The organism is Mesorhizobium sp. WSM4822 (genome assembly GCF_055811155.1).
Map to the genome: position 1 here is coordinate 160646 of NZ_JBVVQM010000011.1, position 17868 is coordinate 178513.

A 17868-nucleotide genomic window follows, 5' to 3' on the forward strand; every position below is an offset into this window, starting at 1 on the left:
TCAACGCTTCAAGCTATTGGAATCGGCTGCAACTGTCGGATCAGGCAAAACCGGGCCACGTTCAGTCTCCGAACCCTCAGCCTCGATCTCCTGCACGGCCTGGTCCCAGTGCTCCTGCTCGCGGCCAGCCGGCCGGCCCTCTTGTTCCCAGATTTCATGGGCTCGCCGTTTGATCTTTTCTTCCCTGCTGTCCATGGCCAGATCCTCCAATTCGTCAGTCTCAATTCCGGGCCATATTTTTTGTTCCTCCTCTGTCGGGAACAGCCGCTGCCGGAGCCGCGATTTCGGGAAGGCGCTTGTGGATTGCGTGGGACGAACCGCTTGGCAATTTTCGTACTGATATTTTTTCGTGACACACCGATGCCCGCAGCTTTATGAATCTGGCTATCGGCCAGCGTCGAGCACGTCCCTCTCCGATCCCACTGCCCGGCGCTCAATGCCTGATCGCCCGCCGCACCGATATGGCGGGCTGTTGCTTCGATTGGAGGTGACGCCCATGCGGGAATTGCCGAAAGACATCGACGCCGATGTGGTCATCGAAATCAGCAAGCTGCTGGACGACAGCCCGCTTTTCGTCCCGGTACGGGTCCATGAACTTGCGGCCAGGGTGAGGCAGAGGGTGAAGACCGGTCTGCCGGATCTTTCGATCGAGGAACTGATCGTGGAGATGGCCTCCGTACGTCAGCTGGCCATGGCCTTCGATCTGCCTGGATCGGAGAATGTCGTGCAAATCCCGGTGCGGTATAGCCGCTAGCACTGCGGCATCACACGCTCCATCCGGAGGTCAGGACAAGCGATGCCTCAAACATCTGCGCACCGATCTCATCGCGTACTTTGACGGTTACCTTGACGAAATCGCAGGCGGGCATTTCGTCTTGGGCAACATCCTGCAAAATACGAATTGCTTCCGCTCTGGCTTGTTCCCGGGATTCGAACAGCTGCCCGTTATCATCGGGTATCGCGCCGTCACCGTTTTGAAGATCGAAATAGTACCGCTTCATTTTCGGGCCACGCTGGAAACATCTGGCGGGTCAATGTTTTCGCTTCATTGGTGGTTCCTGCCCGCTCGGCGGCCGTGCTGGTGAAGACGTGGTCGTTCAACGCACCGCAGCGCGAAGCGCCGATAGGAAAAGCACAAGCAACGCCAAGGCGTTGAGGCCGGCGGCGATGGCATGCGAATACTCCCATTGGCGCCGCAGCAGCTCCCAGTTTTCAGGCAGGACAGTCCAGTTCCGGGTCGCCTGATTGATTGGATAGGTCAGCGTCCAGAAGGCAAATTGCGTGGCGCCGATGCTGAGAAAGGCGACAACAACCAAGCCGAAAGATGCACTCGCTCGGTAGAGCAGGATCGCCAGGGCGGCCGTAGAGAGCAATGCTCCCAGCACTACGATGCCGAACAGGCTCCATCCATCATAGGCGCGTTGCGCAGCCAGATAGTTCGGCCCGTCGAGCTTCATCTTGTTGAACATCGTGAAGAAATGCGCGGCGGCCGGAACGAAAGCCAATGCAACGAAAATGAAGCTGACCACTCTCAGACTATAAATTGCCATATCCGGTCTCCTCTCAGGAGAGAGCTAGGGCAATCGGCAGAGTTGAAAAGGTCGTTTTAGCGACGGCTTTCGCCCGCGATCGTATGATCTCAAGCGAGGTCGTTTTTTAGCCCTAACTCAACTATCTCGGAACATTTTTTTTGGGTGCTGGTTCTACGCACTGAAGGGACGAACCTTACCCAGGGAGATTTCCCCATGAAACATGTTCTCATTACCAGCATGCTGGCGATCGGGCTCGGCTGTGGAACGGCGATGGCTCAGACACAACAGCCCGAAAGCCAGTCTGGCGCAGACGCCAATTGCGCTTCCGGGCAAGCTGGCTGCCAGAATGGTTCCAAGATGGGCGAGCAGGCTCAGGACAAGACCAAGCTGCAGACCGACGAGCAGGCACAGGGCAAGGCCGGCACCACCACCGACCAGCAGACTCAGGACAAGACCAAGCTGAAGACCGACGAGCAGGCTCAGGGCAAGGCCGGCACAACCGATCAGCAGGCCCAGGACAAGACCAAGCTGAAGACTGACGAGCAGGCTCAAGGCAAGGCCGGCACCACCACCGACCAGCAGGCTCAGGACAAGGCCAAGACGCAAACCGACGAGCAGGCCCAGGGCAAGGCCTCGACGCAGGATACGACGTCGACCGGTTCCATCAACAACGTGACGGTGGAGCAGAAAACCGAAGTCACCCAGATCATCCGGGAGACGAAGGTCGAGCCTGTGTCCAACGTCGATTTTGACATCACCGTCGGCGTCGAAGTTCCGCGGCAAAAGGTCAGGCTGCATCGTTTGCCGGCTCGTATCGTCAAGATCGTTCCCGCTTACGAAAGCTACGAGTATTTCGTGCTTGCGGACGGCCGGATCGTGATCGTTGATCCGGATACATTCAAGATCGTCCTAATTTTGACCTGACATGTCCGAGCAGTGGTCCGCCCTCCAGAGGGCGGACCGCCATTGCTGGGCTGCTATGGATTCAAAGCAACCCGCAAAAGGGACTGCAAGCGGCAGGTGATACACCCTGCCACCGCATCGCGAGGGCTAGAGACGCCCGAGCACGACCAGAATAATGACTATAAGCAGCAGAAGACCGAGGCCGCCCCCGCCGTAATAGCCGGTGCCGTAGAATGGCCCGCCGCCAAGCCCACTAAAACCGCCAAGCAATGCAATAATCAGAATGATGATAAGAATTGTGCCGAGACCCATGACTTGCTCTCCTGTTTGCGGCTTCGCGCCTTAGACGGAGCGGCGGTCGCCGGCTGATGTGATTATGAACTCGCTACAAGCCTTCCTGTTCCCGACTGAGACCGCATCGACGCTGCCAGGTTGAAGGATGTCAGGCGAACAAAGGTCACCCCGAGACGCCCAAGTAGCCCCGGTCTTTCAGCAATCCAGCGAGATGGGCGGCGTTTGATGCTGCCATTTCGATCGCACCCGAGACTTTTTCCGGAGTCGCCGGCAGATCGACATAGTTAACCTCCTGCATGGCCTCGCCGACCCAGTAGACCCCGCCATTGGCCGGGATGGTGAAGCCAACATCGTTCAGTGCCTGAAAGCATTCCGCGTGGCAGTGATGCGCACCGTCCTCATTGCCGACGATGGCCACCAAGGCCACCTTTCCTGCTGCCGGCATGCGCCCTTTGTCATCGGTCTCCTCGAGAAACGCATCCATCCGCTCCAGGATGCGCTTGGCCACACTCGAGGGCTGACCAAGCCAGATCGGGAGGCCGAGTACGAAAATGTCGGCCCCCAGTATTTTTTCTCTGAGTTTCGGCCAATCGTCGCCCTCGCCCATGTCGGAGAGCACGCCGGGCTTGATATCGTGACTGAGCGCACGCACGATCTCGCCCTTCACCTCGTATTGCATCAGCGCCGCCAGGACATCGGCGAGCAACCGATCGGTGGAGGATTTTTCTCTGTCGTTCGAAGCTTTGAGCGAGCAATTGAGTGCGAAGGCCGTGAGCGGCATGTGAATCTCCCTGCATTGTCCTAATTGCAATCGCCCCGACGACGTCGCGACAGCCCATGCGGGATCGCCCGGCATTTCAACGCCAGGATTGAATGCTTGTTCCGTAGGCGGGCCAGCAGAGAGAGTGGCCCCCCTCCTCCCACTTGATGAAGGCCGGCTTTGATTGGTATCGCGCGTTCAAGGAGGATGCCAAGGTCAATGCAGTACCGGCGCGCATCGAAGTTCCGATCCTCTATATCCGCGGCGACGCGGATTTCGGATCGATCGACGACTACCTGGAAGGCTTGAGGCTGTCTGGAGCAAAGAACCTGCAAGGTCGCGTGATCGCCAACTGCGGCGAATTCCTGCCGATCGAGGCACCGGCAGAATTCGTCAAGGCGCTGGCGGAATTTGCACCGAGATAGGTGAAGCGATCCGCGTTTATGCAGGTGCCTACTGGCTCGCGGAAGTTACGCGCCAGACCGTGTTTCCGACATCGTCGGCGATCAGCAACGCGCCCGATTTGTCGACGGCAACACCGACCGGCCGCCCGTGCGCCTTGTTGTCCTTGTCGAGGAAACCGGTGACGACATCCTGCGGCTTGCCGTCTGGATGACCATCCTTGAACGGCACGAAAACGACCTTGTAGCCGTTGAAGCTCTTGCGGTTCCAGCTGCCATGCTCGCCAACAAAGGCGCCGTTGCGATACAGGTCCGGCAGGTTGGTTCCAGTGTAGAACGCTAAGCCCAGAGGTGCGACGTGGGAACTCAAGGCATAGTCGGGAGGGATCGCCTTGGCGACCAAATCCGGCCGCTGCGGCATCACGCGCGGGTCGACATGCTGACCATAGTAGCTGTACGGCCAACCATAGAACGCGCCGTCCTTGACCGAGGTCATGTAGTCGGGAACCAGGTTGGGACCGAGCTCGTCGCGCTCGTTGACAACAGCCCACAGCGCGCCGCTCTGCGGCTCCCAGCTCAGCCCGTTGGGGTTGCGCAGGCCGCTCGCGAAAACACGATAACGGCCAGTGGCCCTGTCGATTTCCCAGATGGCAGCCCGGTCCTTTTCCGCCTGGATGCCGTTCTCGGTGATGTTGCTGTTGGATCCGATGCCGACATAAAGCAGAGACCCGTCGCGGCTGGCCACGAGAGACTTTGTCCAGTGGTGATCGATAGGCCCGCCGGGCAACGGCGTCAGCACGGTGCCCGGGGCGGTGATCTTGGTGTCGCCCGACGTGTAGGGGTACCGCACGATGGCGTCGGTGTTGGCGACGTAGAGATCGTTGCCGACCAGCGCCACACCAAAGGGCGAATTGAGATGATCGAGAAAAACCTCCTGGACATCGGGCACACCATCGCCGTTGGTATCGCGCAGCAGAGTGATACGGTTGCTTCCTTCGGTGCCGCCGCCCGACGTCGCCATGGACTCGATCCAGCCCATGACCAGGTCTTTCGGCCGCTTGATCGCCGCACCGGGCGGCGCCACGGACTCGACCACCAGAACGTCACCATTCGGCAATGTGTAAAGCGAGCGCGGATGCTTTAAGCCCTTGGCGAAGGCCTGGATTTGCAAACCCTTGGCGACCGTCGGCCTTTCCTCCTGTTTCCAACCGGTGACGGACGCGACATGCATCGGCGGCACCAGATACTGGGTCGGTTCAGGCAGCATCGGGTTCGCTCCGACCTGATCGGTGGGATCCGGTTCGTTGTCGCTGCAGGCGGGCAGCACCAAAATCCATCCGCACAGCAGACCGAGGCTGGCGATACGCGGGATATGTCTGGCGGAGGCATTCATTCGACCACCTCCACTTGAGTGCGGCCGGAACTCCATCCCAGCAGGCTCAGCAAGAGAATAACGATCACGGCGGCGGCGGACAGGATGAGCCCCGTCGGCATGACCGAGGTCCAGGCATCCCGGCTGTGCACCAGTGCGTTGAAGAGCGATATGACGAGCACGACGAGGCTGCCGAGGAGATATGGCCATACGCGCCCGGCTTCACCGGAAAGCCGGTCGGTAAACAAATCGACCAGTGCTGCAAGAACCGCGAGCACGCCTACAAGCAGGCCGGCAAGCAGCAGCCAGGCGGAAAAATCGGCCCACATCATTTCAGCGCTTCGCCAATAGGCAACGTCGGTCAGCAATGTGCCGACGAAACATGCATTTGCGACTGCCATCGGCGTTCTATGCAACGGACGCCTGGCGGCCACCAACACGGATCGGGCGCGGGCCATGGACATTCTCCACCTTTGAAGCTGTACCTGTCCTCCAAACCAACTTGTGGTTGGGAGGTTCCCGGAACCGTTTGCGTTCAAGAACTCGTGATGGCGCTGACGATGCCTCAGAACGGCGAGGTGCGCGATGCTCCTGCGGAGTTAGCGCAATGTCCGCAAGGTGATCGAGTATCGATGCAGGTCAACTGGCGGAATGCTGTGCTCCCATTCCGTGCGCGATGATCCAGTCATGAGATACGCCGACCTTGGTTCGACGACGATGGTCCGGCGATCCCACTTGGCGCCATTCTTCCGCCGGAGCCGGAAGCTGCAAGGCGCCAGCAACGAAACACCCGCAACGTCTTCGAAATGAGGTTTGTCTCGATGCCAGCCGATGCCGGCGCCGGGCCGGTATTCATTGATCAACACTTGCGCGAAGGCATCGGCGGGCTTGCCTGCCAACGCCGCGATCTGGTCGCGCAGGGCCAACAGGAAGTCAGGGATCGGCGGGGCCTCGACCACCTGGCGCCTATCGTAGTCGTAGCGCAGGCCAAAACCCACGACGCGCCGGTTTGCCAGATGGCCATGGAAATCGAACGCCTCGAAAGGCAGGCCTTCGAGATGCCGGGCGAGTTCGGTTTCTTCTTGCGCGGTGATAAGATCAGGCTGGTAGAGGAAACCTTCCGGCAGGTCGTCGGCGGCACCAAAGAGATCGTGCTGGAGCCCGGATGAGCCGGAGCCGAGTGCTTTCGATTTAGGTGTCGCCATCCCAGCTAGATGGTGAAGGCCAGCCCTCCTGGCAATATCGGAACCGAGCCAGCAAATCTGCACTCCGCCCTGCGGATATCACCGCGCTGACCGGACAAAGCCTGTCAATCCGGAGTCTATCGGGGTGACTGTATTCAATCCAGGATTCCGCGGGCATGCCTTGAATGCGACCGAGGGAGGTTGCATGCATGTACGTACGGTTCTTACCAAACCGCGAGCCTTCGTTGCCAGTTGCTTGTCAGCAACTAGATTGGCAACGCGGCATCCCCAAAACATGCCGCAGTGGCCGGCGCGGGTTTGGGCAACGGTGTCTCACCGGCATCATCGCGTCGGCCACTCGAAATGTCTTCTTGGCGGTTCAGTGGCGGAGAAGCCTCTGTTGGCCCCGGCCCTCAAGCGAGTGGCCGCTCCTGCCTCGCAGGATGCTTCGAGCCCAAATCTCCGATCAGCCGGCGGTACTGGGTTTCGGGTGGACCGTAAGAGTCTCGCGCCAACTTTATGAGACCATCTCGATCGCGGATCGTGATCTCTCCGCGGCGCGCTCGGATATAGCCGTAACTCTCGATCATCTGCAGACCGACGGTAACCCCCGGACGCCTGACACCAAGCATGATGGACAGAAATTCATGGGTTATCATAAGTCTGTCGCCGACAGTGCGGTCGCTGCACATCAAAAGCCATCTCGCCAGCCGGACTTCCAGGCTCTGCCGTGCGTTGATCGATGCCGTGTAGCTTGTCTGAACATGGAAATATTGGACATAGCGCAACAGGAACGGCCGCAATGTAGGACTGTCCTCCAGGGCTTCGACGAATGGAGCAGCCTCTATCCGGAGGGCCTCGCATGTCGACTGGACGTAACAATCAAAGTTCGCCTGGTCGTCCCCCATGATCAGGGCCGAACCGGTCATTCCTTCGAACCCGATGATTCCGACTTCCGCTTCGGTTGCCTCCGAAGTACTGGCCACCACCGATGCCAGTCCGCTTTCCAGAAAATAGACGGCTTCGATCTTCTGCCCCGCAGTCTCCAGCGGCGCGCGCAACTCCAGGAAAACGCTCGCCAGATGCGGCCTCAGCCGCGCGAGATCGTCCGCGCTCATGCGGCGAAGCAATTCGCTCTTGGCTTGCAGTATCTGGTAATCCACGAGACTCTTTTCCCTTGGGCAAGAGCACTGGAATCTCTTAGCCGGCCGCGCCCGTCGAACGAGCGGACGGTAACGAACCATAGACTTCGTCTCGCGCAGCACTAGACGAGCCGGCGTGTTGGTATGAAACCGACAGTTACTGCTGAAGACTCGAAGGCCTTGTTGGCTGACCATCTTTCGCCAGCAAACGAGCCTCCCGCAGGATAGAGGCGCGATCGAACCCGAGGAGCGATATGATTTCGCGTATCTGCTGTTCAGTGGCGCCTGTATCCCGCGCCAGCGCGGTTATCGCGTCTACTGGCAGACCGGGGTGCTCGGGCGCCTTTGCCATGCAACGCCATGCCTCGCGATGGGCAAGAGCGGTGGTCACTCCCAAGCGTCAGCGCCCAATTGTGCTGCTGACGATTTCCTTTTGTACGCTTCCGTACAGAGCTTTGCGAGTCAATTCGGGCCCGAGGCTGATTTGAGGGTTCTTGCGTCCTTGCGTCGTCCGTCCGTCGCCCCGAAATTCTTCGGAACGTTTGCACGGCTGAGAGGTTCAAATATTCCACCCAACAGGAGTCTCGAACGATGGATCACACCAACCACGTACGCCTCACAAGCACCGAACTGACGCCAGACATTCTCGAAGACGCCACAATTTACGACGCGGACGACAACAAGGTCGGCAGCGTTTCGCATGTCCACGGCTCTGGAGCCGCCAGTCAGGTCGTCATCGATGTCGGCGGCTTTCTCGGCATAGGTGCCAAGCCGGTGGCCGTTCCCGCGAGCCAGTTGGAATTCATGCGCGATGAAGACGGCGACGTTCACGCGGTGACGAACTGGACCAAGGATCAGCTCAAGAGCATGCCCGAGCATCACGATGCATGATTTCGAGGACTTCACCTTGAACGGGAGCGGCCGCTTGGCCGCTCTCTGAACGTCCCTTGGGCGCGACAGGATGGACAGACGATGCGGCGCGAGACCGGAGCCTGCTTCTGCGGAGGGATCGCCGCAGCCATGGGCGGAGAGCCTTTCTGGATATGCTACGATCACGACGACGATTGCCGCCGGGCCATCGGAAGTCCGATGACAATCTGGGTCGGTTACCGGCCTGAGCAATTTCAGCTTCTTAGAGGGACACCGAAGGCCTTTTCCAAAACGCCAGGCGTCACCCGCACGTTCTGCCCGGACTGTGGAAGCTCGATAGGCTATAGCGACGAAGGTCTGCCGGACGAGTTCTACGTGACGGTCGGCTTCTTTGACAAACCTGAAGGTTTTCAGCCGCAAGCCCATGCCTATTGGGATCTGAGGCTACCGTACATCGAGTTTGATGACAGCCTGCCACGCATCGACCGATATTCGAGGAAGCGCGACCCGAAGTTGGGCAACCCGCGCGACCGGTAGTCGCGGTGCAAGGCGCGAGGGCATCGGCGGAACCTGACGATCGCTAACGGGTTATTCGGGCAGACCCGTCGGGTGCCACCATGCCATCGACCGTGATCCGAAACGCACAATACGACCCCGCCACCAGGATCCTCTCGGTCTGGTTTGTTCCGAGCGGCAAACGTTACGACTATGAGGATGTTGCTCCGGTAACTTATGCCGCTTTCACCAAAGCTTCCTCAAAAGGCCGATTCTTCAATGAATTCATCCGAGATCGCCATCGGTACCGCCGCGTGGCGTGACAAGTTCGAACATGAGCAGACGATGCACGGAACCTGACCCGCATCGTCTCGTTGACGTCTCGTCGAAGCAAACCAGGCAATGACAATTCATCTGGATATGCTCGGGACCGGCAAAGATCGATCGGAACAGGCTTCAAGGGAGTTCAAGAGCCATGACGGCCAAGAAGCAGAAGACCGAAAGCAAGGACAAGAAGGCGCTGCGCTTGGCAGAGACCACCGACGTCTCACCCAAGCAGGCCAAGGAGCTTATGCAAAAGCATGGCAAGGACAGCCCCAAGGTCGAGAAAGAAGCCAGAAACTTCAAGGCGGAAGGATAGGATCCGCATTGAGGCCCGGCTTGCATGACGGCAGGGATCGGCCGCCAGGCAATTCGGGATTAAGGGGGTTCGCCGGCCTTTTCGGCCGCGAGCGCAAAGGGGAAGTGCAGCACCAGGTTGCGGTTCTCGTCAAAAATCTCGAAGGCCAATCCGGTACGCAGCGGCTTGCCATGCAGCAGTTCTTCGGCGAGGATTTCTTTCGCCGACGCCATCGCGTTTTCCTCGGCGCTCGCGAGATCAGAAAATTCCTGGCCCTCGGGATCCTCCTGCAAGCTTCCGCTCTCGTCTCGAAGGTCGAAAAAGTACCTGGACATGCCGACTGAACTCCTCATTGCGATGATGGAATCGGAAGCGCCAGCCTCAGATTTCAGTGCCTGATGTACCTGGATTGTCGAAGAGCACAGCCAGGCCATGCTCGATGGCGCAGGCCGCAATCAGATCATCGAAGGCCTTTCCCGAAAGCGGGCAACTTGGCATCACCTCCCGAATTGCGGTTCCGGCCTTGGCGGTAGAGATCACATCGTGGCGTTTCTTGCGTGTCTCGACATATTGCTGGACCAGGATTTTCAGGCGCCTCACCGCAACATCGTCCGTAAACATGGATTCCTCAGCCAATGCCTGAAGTATGGCTGTCGGCGTGATCATCGTGCCGACGGTCTCGGGGTTAGCCGAGATTGCTCGCACAATATTTCCATGGGCAGTTGGTTCCCCCGACCGCCTGCTTGGTAATTTTCGTACAGGGAATGCCCTTGCCCGCGCTTTTGCCGAGCCGAACCGACGCCGGGTTTCCGATGCCAATGGCGAGCCTTCAGGCTTGCATCACCTTGCGGCTGTGACGTGCAACGACACTTTCCTCATCGGTCGCAATCACGCGCACCTCCACCTTGCTCTCGGGACGACTGATGATTTCGGCGTGGATGTCGTTGGCGCGTTCTTCAAGCACCACGCCAAGCCAGGTCAGTTTTTCGCATATGGCCTTGCGGATGGACGCGGACCGTTCGCCGATGCCGGCGGTGAACACGAGGCATTCAAGACCACCCATCGTGTTTGCAAGCGCTGCTGCTTCCCTCGCCGCGCGGAAGGCAAAAAGCGCCATCGCCTCTTGGGCGCGAGGATCGTTGCTCCCTTCCAGCGTCCTCATGTCGCCCGAAATACCGGATACGCCGAGCAGTCCCGACTTCTCGTAAAGCATCGTCTGCAGCTCCTCAGCCGCGATGCCTCTTTCCAGCAGGAAGTGCAACAGCACGCCGGGATCGATGGCGCCGCACCGCGTGCCCATGACGAGGCCATCCAGGGCCGAAAACCCCATCGTCGTATCGATGCTCTTGCCTTCGCGCAAAGCGCAAAGGCTGGCACCATTGCCGAGATGGGCGACGATGGTGCGTTTCGCCGCAAGAGTTGGCGATATCCCGCTGAGCCGCCCGGCGATGTATTCATAGGAGAGACCGTGAAACCCGTAGCGGCGCAAGCCTTGCCCTTCATATTGGCGCGGAAGGGCGAAGCGCCGCACGAGCGGATCGATCGTCTGGTGGAAAGCGGTGTCGAAACAACCAACCTGTGGCAGGTCCGGTTGCAAGGCGGCTATCGCGCGGACCGGCGCGAGACTGCGAGGCTGATGCAGCGGAGCGAGCGGCGTCAGTCTGTCGATGGCGTCGATGATGTCTGGGGCCAGACGGACAGGTTCGATGAACTCGCTTCCGCCATGCACGATACGATGGCCGGCGCAGAGCAGGTTTCTTTCGCCGATTTCGCCCTGCACCCAATTCAGCATCTCGCCTATGGCCGCGTCCCGCGGCTTGTCGGTGGCGAGCTGCCGATCGCACTGCACCGTTCCGTCGGCCGCTTTTGCGCGGAGTGTGGGTGTGTCGCCCAAGTCCAACGTGCCGCGCGAAACGAGCTGCATATCCTGTGACAAGGTAAGATCGTAGAGCGCGAACTTGATGCTGGACGAACCGGCATTCAGCGCCAGGATCGACCGACGCGTCATTGGCGCGCCTTTGCCGCGCCTTTGTCGGGCCAGCTCCATTTCTGGATTTCGGGCATATCCTCGCCGTGCTCGCGGACATAAGCCCTGTGCTTTACCAACCGGCCGTGGAGTTCGCCGGCAAGCCCTTCAGCCCTTTCGGCCAGTCCCGGCACACGTTCAATGGCGGCAAGCGCGAGGTGGTAGCGATCGAGTTCGTTGAGCACCACCATGTCGAACGGCGTCGTCGTGGTGCCCTCCTCGCGGAAGCCATGCACATGCATGTTGTCATGGTTGGCGCGACGGTAGGTCAGGCGATGAATGAGATAGGGATAGCCGTGATAGGCGAAGATGACAGGCCGTGTCTTCGTGAACAACGTATCGAAGTCTCCATCGGCGAGCCCGTGCGGATGCTCCGTGTTCGACTGCAGCGTCATCAGGTCGACGACGTTGACGACGCGGATTTTCAGGTTGGGGATCGCAGAGCGCAGAATGTCGGTCGCGGCCAGCGTTTCCAGGGTCGGCACGTCGCCGGCGCAGGCCATGACCACATCGGGCTCCTCGCCCTGAGCAACCGTACCGGCCCATTCCCAGATGCCCGCCCCCGCCTTGCAATGCGCTTCGGCTTCTTCAATGGACAGCCATTGCGGTGCCGGCTGCTTGCCGGCGGTAATGACATTGATGCGGTTATAGGTTCTCAGGCAATGATCGGTGATCCACAGCAGGGTGTTGGCATCCGGCGGAAAATAGAGCCTTACCGTATCAGCCTTCTTGTTGGCGACCAGATCGGCAAAGCCCGGATCCTGATGGCTGAAACCATTGTGATCCTGCCGCCAGACATGCGAGGTCAAAAGGTAATTGAGCGAGGCGATCGGCTTGCGCCAGGCAAGCTCGCCGGAGGTCTTCAGCCATTTGGCATGCTGGTTGACCATCGAATCGACGATGTGGATGAAGGCCTCATAGCAGGAGAACAGGCCGTGGCGGCCGGTGAGCAGATAGCCTTCAAGCCAGCCCTGGCAGAGGTGCTCGCTGAGCACCTCCATGACACGTCCGTCACGGGAAAGATGGACGTCGTAGGGTTCAATGCGCTGCATCCAGAGCCGATCGGTAACTTCGAACACCTCGTCGAGGCGGTTGGATGACGTCTCGTCCGGCCCCATCAGGCGAAAATTCCGCGCCTCGGCATTGAGGCGGAACACCTCGCGAAGATAGCTTCCGCAAATCCGCGTCGCTTCAGCGACGACGCCTCCCGGACGAGGCACTTCCAGCGCCAGGCTTTTCCAGTCGGGAAGCACAAGATCGCGCTTCAACAGTCCGCCATTCGCGTACGGGCTTGCGCCCATGCGCTTTGTCCCTGTTGGGGCAAGTGCCGCGAGCTCCGGCAACAGATGCCCGCTTTCATCGAACAGCTCTCCCGGTTCGTAGCTTCGCATCCAGTTCTCGAGGATCTTGCGGTGGCCCTCATTTCCGCGTGCGTTCGACACCGGCACTTGATGCGAACGCCAGAAACCCTCGACCTTCTCGCCATCGACCTCCTTGGGACCTGTCCATCCCTTGGGGCTGCGCAGCACGATCATCGGCCATTGCGGGCGTTGACCATGCCATCCCGGAGCCCGTGCCTGCTCCTGAATGGACCGGATGCGATCGAGCACCGTGTCGAGCGTCGCGGCCATCGACTGGTGCATGGCAAGCGGCTCGTGGCCTTCGACGAAGAACGGTTCGTAGCCATAGCCGGCGAAGAGACTTCGCAACTCCTGATCGTCCATGCGGCCGAGGATTGTCGGATTGGCGATCTTGTAGCCGTTGAGATGCAGGATCGGCAGGACGGCGCCGTCCGAGGCTGGGTTCAGGAACTTGTTGGAATGCCATGCCGCCGCGAGCGGACCGGTCTCGGCTTCACCGTCACCAACGACGCAGGCAACCACCAGATCCGGGTTGTCGAAAGCCGCACCAAAGGCGTGAACCAACGCATATCCCAATTCACCACCCTCATGGATGGAGCCTGGCGTCTCGGGCGCGGCATGGCTTGGCACGCCGCCGGGGAAGGAAAACTGCCGGAACAGTTTCCTGAGGCCGTCTTCGCCCTGCCCGATATCGGGATAGACCTCGCTATAGGTGCCCTCGAGCCAGGTGTTGGCGACCATTGCGGGGCCGCCATGGCCCGGCCCGCAGATAAACAGAGCATCGAGGTCGCGTTCGCGTATGACGCGGTTCAGATGCACGTAGAGAAAGTTCAGCCCCGGCGTCGTGCCCCAATGGCCAAGCAGCCGCGGCTTGACGTGTTCGGCCTTCAACGGTTCGCGCAACAGCGGATTGTCGAGCAGGTAGATCTGGCCGACCGAGATGTAATTCGCGGCGCGCCAGTAGCGGTCCATGAGGTCGATCCGTTCGTGGCCGATAGCCTGCGGCGTCGCGGCAGCCTTGTCGTTCATCGACATCTCCAGCTTCGGTTCGCTGGTGATAACTGGGGCATCTTTGCGCTTGAGCAACCCCTGACTGACGCCGTCCGGGGCGGCGTCGCGACCCGCGCGGCCGAGAGACCGGACGCGACCTCGGCCGGGCTTGCGGCCCCTGTCCGCAAATAGGCGGGAACCTTGAAGTCCTCCGGCGGTTAGAAACTGGAATCGCGAAGGCCAGGCTCAAGGCAGGTACCGCGAAGGATAGCCTCGAAGCGTTGCACCAAAGGGAGCTAAAAGATGCTCGATCTTCCTCGTGCCCGTGATCGAATGGTCAATATCCATGTCGGCCGGCGTGGCATCCATGACCGTGAGATTCTGCTGGCAATGCGCGAAGTTCCACGCGAGGCCTTCGTCGAACCCGGCTTCGAGGAATTTGCTTACGAAGATACCCCGCTGCGGATCGCCGACGGCCAGACCATATCGCAACCCTACATTGTCGCGTTCATGATCGAGATGGCGGATGTCAAACCGGGTGACCATGTGCTCGAAATTGGCACCGGCTCGGGGTACGCGGCCGCGGTGATGAGCCGGATGGTCGAACAGGTCTACACCATAGAGCGTCATCCCGGTTTGGCCGAAACCGCGAAGCGGCGGTTTGAAAAACTCGGCTACCAAAACATCGAGGTTCGGACAGCCGATGGCACCAAGGGCTGGCCGCAGGCGGCGCCGTTCGACGCCATCGTGGTGACAGCCAGCGGTCCCGGCGCACCGCTCGCTCTTCAGGAGCAACTCGATGTCGGCGGCAGGCTCGTCATTCCGGTCGGCGACGACCCGGATTTGCAACGTCTGCTCAAAGTCACCCGGACAGGTGCCGCAACCTACAGCGAGGAGGATTTCGGCGGCGTGCGCTTCGTTCCTCTGATCGGCGAGCAGGGTTGGTCGGAAAACGGCACGGTCACCAAGGTCGGTCGTATTCGACATCCGCATCCGATCAGCCTGCCTGATATGATTGCAGCCGCGGCTGAACCGCTGCCCGATTTCGACGATCCGGCCTTCGGCGCATTGTTCGATCGGTTCGCCGACCGGCGCGTCGTTCTGCTTGGCGAGGCAAGCCATGGCACGTCCGAATTCTACAGGGCGCGCGCGGCAATCACCCGCAGGCTCATCGAACGCCACGGCTTTACCATCGTCGCGGTCGAGGCGGACTGGCCCGACGCGGCGGCGATCGACCGCTATGTTCGCCATCGTCGGCCGCGAACCGGCACTGGTGCGCCATTCCAGCGATTTCCGACGTGGATGTGGCGCAACACCGATGTCGCAGCCTTCACCGACTGGATGCGCCGTCACAACGAGAAGCTAGAGCCTTCGGAGCAAGCAGGGTTCTACGGCCTCGACATCTACAATATGAGCGGTTCCATCGGCGCGGTCCTCGACTATCTCGACCGGGTCGATCCCCAGGCAGCCAAGATCGCGCGCGAACGCTATGGCTGCCTGACGCCCTGGCAACACGAACCGTCCACCTACGGCCGCGCGGTGCTCACCGCCGGCTATCAAAAATGCGAAAAAGCGGTGCTGGAACAATGCCGGGACTTGCTCGCCAAACAGCTCGAATATGCAAAAAGGGACGGCACCGACTTTCTCGACGCCAGTCAGAATGCCCGGCTGATCGCGTCCGCCGAACACTATTACCGGATCATGTACTATGGCGGTGCGGAGTCCTGGAACCTGCGCGACACGCACATGTTCGAAACGTTGGAACATTTGCTGTATGCCGGCGGCCCCAACGCCAAGGCCGTGGTATGGGCGCACAATTCCCATATCGGCGATGCCCGCTTTACCGAGATGGGCGTCGTCAGGGACGAACTGAACATCGGCCAGCTCTGCCGGCAGCGTTTCGGGGATGAGGCAGCGCTGATCGGTATGGGCACGCATTCCGGCACCGTAGCGGCCGCCAGCGACTGGGACGGCAAAATGGAGGTGAAGCAAATTCGCGCGTCGCACGCCGACAGCTACGAACGGCTTTGCCACGATTCCCTTGTGTCGCGGTTCCTGCTCGACCTCGGGCGCGACACAACGCTGCGTGAGCGGCTGCTGGAACGCAGGCTGGAGCGATTCATCGGGGTGATCTACCGGCCGGAAACCGAGCTGGGCAGCCACTATGCGGACGCTTCCCTGCCCCGGCAGTTCGACGCGTTCCTATGGTTCGACAAAACCGCGGCAGTGACGCCGCTTGGCCCGGAGCATGCAAGAACCGGCGTTCCCGACACCTACCCCTTCGGGCTTTAGCCGGCGCGCGGCGAACCAATGAAGAAGCTGAGGCGTGGAACCGGAACGAACTATCCGGTCTGCGATTTCAAAACTGCAATCCCCGTCGAAGGAGTTTTCTCATGACCGGAACCAAACATCCGAAATGGAAGAAACCGAGCGATGCCGACTTGGCGAACAATCCTGGTATCGGGACTTCCAAGGGAACGATCAAGGAAGGCGAAGAGTTCGAGCTTGAAGGCGAGAACACGGTCGAAGGTGACGTCGAAAACGACACGACCGCCGCTGGCGGGATCGATCCAAGACAAAAAATGCGGACCAACAAATAGCTGCCCTGCGCGTCGCTGCGATCAACTTCGCCGGAAGGAGCGAACCATGCCACTTGCCCTTAGCAGTGCCGCCTTTGCCGAAGGCGGACAAATTCCCGAAAGATACACACGAGACGGCAAAAACGTATCGCCGCCGCTGAAATGGTCTGGAGTGCCGGACGAAGCAAAGAGCCTCGTTCTCGTCGTTCAGGATCCTGACGCGCCGAGCGGAACGTTTGGTCATTGGGCGGTGTTCAACATCTCCCCGGACACAAGGGAACTTCCCGAGGCCGAAAGCGGCAAGCCGGGTCCGGGCGCCCTCAGGCAAGCAACGAATGATTTTGGCAACGCCTATTACGACGGCCCTGAACCGCCGGTCGGGCATGGCGTTCACCATTACCATTTCCGGCTGGCCGCGCTCGACACGCCGAGCCTTGCCATTCCAGCCAGCGTGGGCATCGAGCGCATCTGGCGGGAGGCGCAGAAACATTCGCTTGAGCAGGCTGAACTCATCGGAACCTACGAACGCAATTCGTAAGTTAATGACCAGGGGCGACCGAGGTGGCCTGCTGCACGGAACGGTTCTCCTCCTCGCCGGTTGTCTGGGAAAGGAGATGCCGCCATGTTTGGAGATATCATGTGGTTGGTCGTCGTTGCCGGCGGCCCATTGCTGCTGATCGTGCTGATGGCCTATGCCGTTATCGCACGCCGTCGGCGTGGACCCGCCGAACAACGGGAGAGCGACCGGGCGACCAACCGGCTATACCAGGACAAGCGTTGATCCGCGTCGGCAAGACATCCAATCGGCAAGACAGGGGATCGTATGCCGCACCGAAGCGACGACGATCCCCAACTACGGTCAGCGCATTATCCTTTGCCGCAACCACGCAAAGAACCTGCCGCTGATGGCTGAGCGGACCCGCGTCGCAGCCCAGCGCGCTTTCATGGTTGAGCCGACGTGGCAATCGCAGACGATGTCGTGCAGCTGCCAGTCGTTCAGCTCGAAAAAGCGCCTTGCCTCACCGTATGTGTCGTCCTTTAAACCCGATGCGCGCAGCACTGGATCCTCGAAGGCGACCGAAATTGCCGTTCCCTCGCCCCGCATCAATGAACGTGCTTCAGGGTGCAGATGTTCGGTGCCTGCAAACGCCCCAAGGCATCGCTCGGGATTACGCTCCAGCAGTTCAGCCCAGCGCTCTATGCGCTGATTTCGTGTCATTGCGGAATAAGCAGCCGACGATTCAATCTTGGCGACGGCATGCAGTTGGTCGAGTGTTTGATGTTTCATGGCCAGCTCCTGTTGAGGCAGCGAAGCGCCCACGCCTTCAAGGGAATTACCG

Annotated in this window: 25 protein-coding genes; 11 read left to right on the forward strand and 14 right to left on the reverse strand. The window is 60.0% G+C overall.

Going from position 1 to position 17868, the window contains the following annotated elements; genetic code table 11:
- Entirely contained in the window at positions 1–195 is a 195-nt protein-coding gene (locus AC0L3E_RS24380; RefSeq protein WP_127267550.1) for a DUF2934 domain-containing protein, read from the reverse strand.
- A 301-nt stretch (positions 196–496) separates the two neighbouring features.
- On the opposite strand from AC0L3E_RS24380, the gene AC0L3E_RS24385 reads away from it, so the two are divergent.
- A complete protein-coding gene (locus AC0L3E_RS24385) occupies positions 497–754 on the forward strand; it encodes a hypothetical protein (RefSeq protein ID WP_127267547.1) in 258 nt (85 codons plus the stop codon).
- Between the two features lie 10 nt (positions 755–764).
- Here AC0L3E_RS24385 and AC0L3E_RS24390 read toward each other — a convergent pair whose 3' ends face one another.
- Together AC0L3E_RS24390 and AC0L3E_RS24395 are read right to left on the reverse strand one after the other, a co-directional pair.
- Complete coding sequence (locus AC0L3E_RS24390; protein WP_473605808.1) at positions 765–1001, reverse strand: DUF6894 family protein; 237 nt, start codon at positions 999–1001, stop codon at positions 765–767.
- A 96-nt stretch (positions 1002–1097) separates the two neighbouring features.
- Positions 1098–1550: a hypothetical protein gene (locus tag AC0L3E_RS24395; RefSeq protein WP_473605809.1), complete on the reverse strand. Its 453-nt coding sequence runs from the start codon at positions 1548–1550 to the stop codon at positions 1098–1100.
- 195 nt (positions 1551–1745) lie between these two features.
- Between AC0L3E_RS24395 and AC0L3E_RS24400 the strand changes: the two genes are divergently transcribed.
- Positions 1746–2456 carry a DUF1236 domain-containing protein gene (locus AC0L3E_RS24400; RefSeq protein WP_473605810.1) on the forward strand — a complete coding sequence of 237 codons (711 nt, stop codon included), beginning with the start codon at positions 1746–1748 and terminating at the stop codon, positions 2454–2456.
- Between the two features lie 126 nt (positions 2457–2582).
- Here the strand turns inward: AC0L3E_RS24400 and AC0L3E_RS24405 are convergent, their stop codons facing one another.
- Positions 2583–2747 carry a DUF3309 family protein gene (locus AC0L3E_RS24405; RefSeq protein WP_013531546.1) on the reverse strand — a complete coding sequence of 55 codons (165 nt, stop codon included), beginning with the start codon at positions 2745–2747 and terminating at the stop codon, positions 2583–2585.
- A 145-nt stretch (positions 2748–2892) separates the two neighbouring features.
- Positions 2893–3510, reverse strand: a complete 618-nt coding sequence (locus tag AC0L3E_RS24410) for a flavodoxin family protein (RefSeq protein ID WP_473605811.1) — start codon at positions 3508–3510, stop codon at positions 2893–2895.
- Between the two features lie 143 nt (positions 3511–3653).
- Between AC0L3E_RS24410 and AC0L3E_RS24415 the strand changes: the two genes are divergently transcribed.
- Positions 3654–3914 carry an alpha/beta fold hydrolase gene (locus tag AC0L3E_RS24415; protein ID WP_473605812.1) on the forward strand — a complete coding sequence of 87 codons (261 nt, stop codon included), beginning with the start codon at positions 3654–3656 and terminating at the stop codon, positions 3912–3914.
- Between the two features lie 28 nt (positions 3915–3942).
- Here the strand turns inward: AC0L3E_RS24415 and AC0L3E_RS24420 are convergent, their stop codons facing one another.
- From AC0L3E_RS24420 to AC0L3E_RS24435, 4 genes are all read right to left on the reverse strand, one after another.
- Positions 3943–5283 (reverse strand): PQQ-dependent sugar dehydrogenase, encoded by a 1341-nt coding sequence (locus AC0L3E_RS24420; RefSeq protein WP_473605813.1) that lies wholly within the window; start codon positions 5281–5283, stop codon positions 3943–3945.
- Positions 5280–5720: a DUF2231 domain-containing protein gene (locus AC0L3E_RS24425; protein ID WP_027036450.1), complete on the reverse strand. Its 441-nt coding sequence runs from the start codon at positions 5718–5720 to the stop codon at positions 5280–5282. The genes AC0L3E_RS24420 and AC0L3E_RS24425 overlap by 4 nt, the downstream gene beginning before the upstream one ends.
- Positions 5721–5861: 141 nt before the next feature.
- A complete protein-coding gene (locus AC0L3E_RS24430) occupies positions 5862–6467 on the reverse strand; it encodes an alpha-ketoglutarate-dependent dioxygenase AlkB (RefSeq protein WP_027036449.1) in 606 nt (201 codons plus the stop codon).
- A 392-nt stretch (positions 6468–6859) separates the two neighbouring features.
- Complete coding sequence (locus AC0L3E_RS24435; protein WP_050596552.1) at positions 6860–7564, reverse strand: Crp/Fnr family transcriptional regulator; 705 nt, start codon at positions 7562–7564, stop codon at positions 6860–6862.
- Positions 7565–8179: 615 nt separating this feature from the next.
- Between AC0L3E_RS24435 and AC0L3E_RS24440 the strand changes: the two genes are divergently transcribed.
- The 4 genes from AC0L3E_RS24440 (at position 8180) to AC0L3E_RS24455 (ending at position 9593) form a co-directional block, all read left to right on the forward strand.
- Positions 8180–8479 carry a PRC-barrel domain-containing protein gene (locus AC0L3E_RS24440; protein WP_013531539.1) on the forward strand — a complete coding sequence of 100 codons (300 nt, stop codon included), beginning with the start codon at positions 8180–8182 and terminating at the stop codon, positions 8477–8479.
- A gap of 81 nt (positions 8480–8560) precedes the next feature.
- Positions 8561–8995, forward strand: a complete 435-nt coding sequence (locus AC0L3E_RS24445; protein ID WP_473605814.1) for a GFA family protein — start codon at positions 8561–8563, stop codon at positions 8993–8995.
- An 80-nt stretch (positions 8996–9075) separates the two neighbouring features.
- On the forward strand, positions 9076–9276 hold the full coding sequence (locus tag AC0L3E_RS24450) for a KTSC domain-containing protein (RefSeq protein ID WP_127320534.1): 201 nt from the start codon (positions 9076–9078) through the stop codon (positions 9274–9276).
- A gap of 152 nt (positions 9277–9428) precedes the next feature.
- The gene (locus tag AC0L3E_RS24455) at positions 9429–9593 is read left to right on the forward strand and encodes a hypothetical protein (protein ID WP_081738679.1); all 165 of its coding nucleotides are present in this window, start codon (positions 9429–9431) and stop codon (positions 9591–9593) included.
- 59 nt (positions 9594–9652) lie between these two features.
- On the opposite strand, the gene AC0L3E_RS24460 is transcribed toward AC0L3E_RS24455, so the two are convergent.
- From AC0L3E_RS24460 to AC0L3E_RS24475, 4 genes are read right to left on the reverse strand one after another with little or no spacing between them, the layout of a single operon-like run.
- The gene (locus tag AC0L3E_RS24460; protein ID WP_473605815.1) at positions 9653–10006 is read right to left on the reverse strand and encodes a DUF6894 family protein; all 354 of its coding nucleotides are present in this window, start codon (positions 10004–10006) and stop codon (positions 9653–9655) included.
- Complete coding sequence (locus AC0L3E_RS24465) at positions 9954–10391, reverse strand: hypothetical protein (protein WP_473605850.1); 438 nt, start codon at positions 10389–10391, stop codon at positions 9954–9956. The genes AC0L3E_RS24460 and AC0L3E_RS24465 overlap by 53 nt, the downstream gene beginning before the upstream one ends.
- A gap of 10 nt (positions 10392–10401) precedes the next feature.
- The gene (locus AC0L3E_RS24470) at positions 10402–11580 is read right to left on the reverse strand and encodes an acetate/propionate family kinase (protein ID WP_128309068.1); all 1179 of its coding nucleotides are present in this window, start codon (positions 11578–11580) and stop codon (positions 10402–10404) included.
- Positions 11577–13988 (reverse strand): phosphoketolase family protein, encoded by a 2412-nt coding sequence (locus AC0L3E_RS24475; protein WP_473605816.1) that lies wholly within the window; start codon positions 13986–13988, stop codon positions 11577–11579. Before AC0L3E_RS24475 ends, AC0L3E_RS24470 begins: the two co-directional genes overlap by 4 nt.
- 264 nt (positions 13989–14252) lie before the next feature.
- On the opposite strand from AC0L3E_RS24475, the gene AC0L3E_RS24480 reads away from it, so the two are divergent.
- From AC0L3E_RS24480 to AC0L3E_RS24495, 4 genes are all read left to right on the forward strand, one after another.
- Positions 14253–16241 carry a protein-L-isoaspartate(D-aspartate) O-methyltransferase gene (locus tag AC0L3E_RS24480; protein ID WP_473605817.1) on the forward strand — a complete coding sequence of 663 codons (1989 nt, stop codon included), beginning with the start codon at positions 14253–14255 and terminating at the stop codon, positions 16239–16241.
- Positions 16242–16342: 101 nt separating this feature from the next.
- Positions 16343–16549, forward strand: coding sequence for a hypothetical protein (locus tag AC0L3E_RS24485; protein ID WP_013531530.1), 207 nt, complete (start codon positions 16343–16345; stop codon positions 16547–16549).
- 46 nt (positions 16550–16595) lie between these two features.
- Positions 16596–17066, forward strand: a complete 471-nt coding sequence (locus AC0L3E_RS24490) for a YbhB/YbcL family Raf kinase inhibitor-like protein (RefSeq protein ID WP_127268875.1) — start codon at positions 16596–16598, stop codon at positions 17064–17066.
- 84 nt (positions 17067–17150) lie between these two features.
- Positions 17151–17309, forward strand: coding sequence for a hypothetical protein (locus AC0L3E_RS24495; RefSeq protein ID WP_127268877.1), 159 nt, complete (start codon positions 17151–17153; stop codon positions 17307–17309).
- Positions 17310–17387: 78 nt separating this feature from the next.
- Here AC0L3E_RS24495 and AC0L3E_RS24500 read toward each other — a convergent pair whose 3' ends face one another.
- A complete protein-coding gene (locus AC0L3E_RS24500) occupies positions 17388–17816 on the reverse strand; it encodes a hypothetical protein (protein ID WP_127268879.1) in 429 nt (142 codons plus the stop codon).
- Positions 17817–17868: the final 52 nt, after the last annotated feature.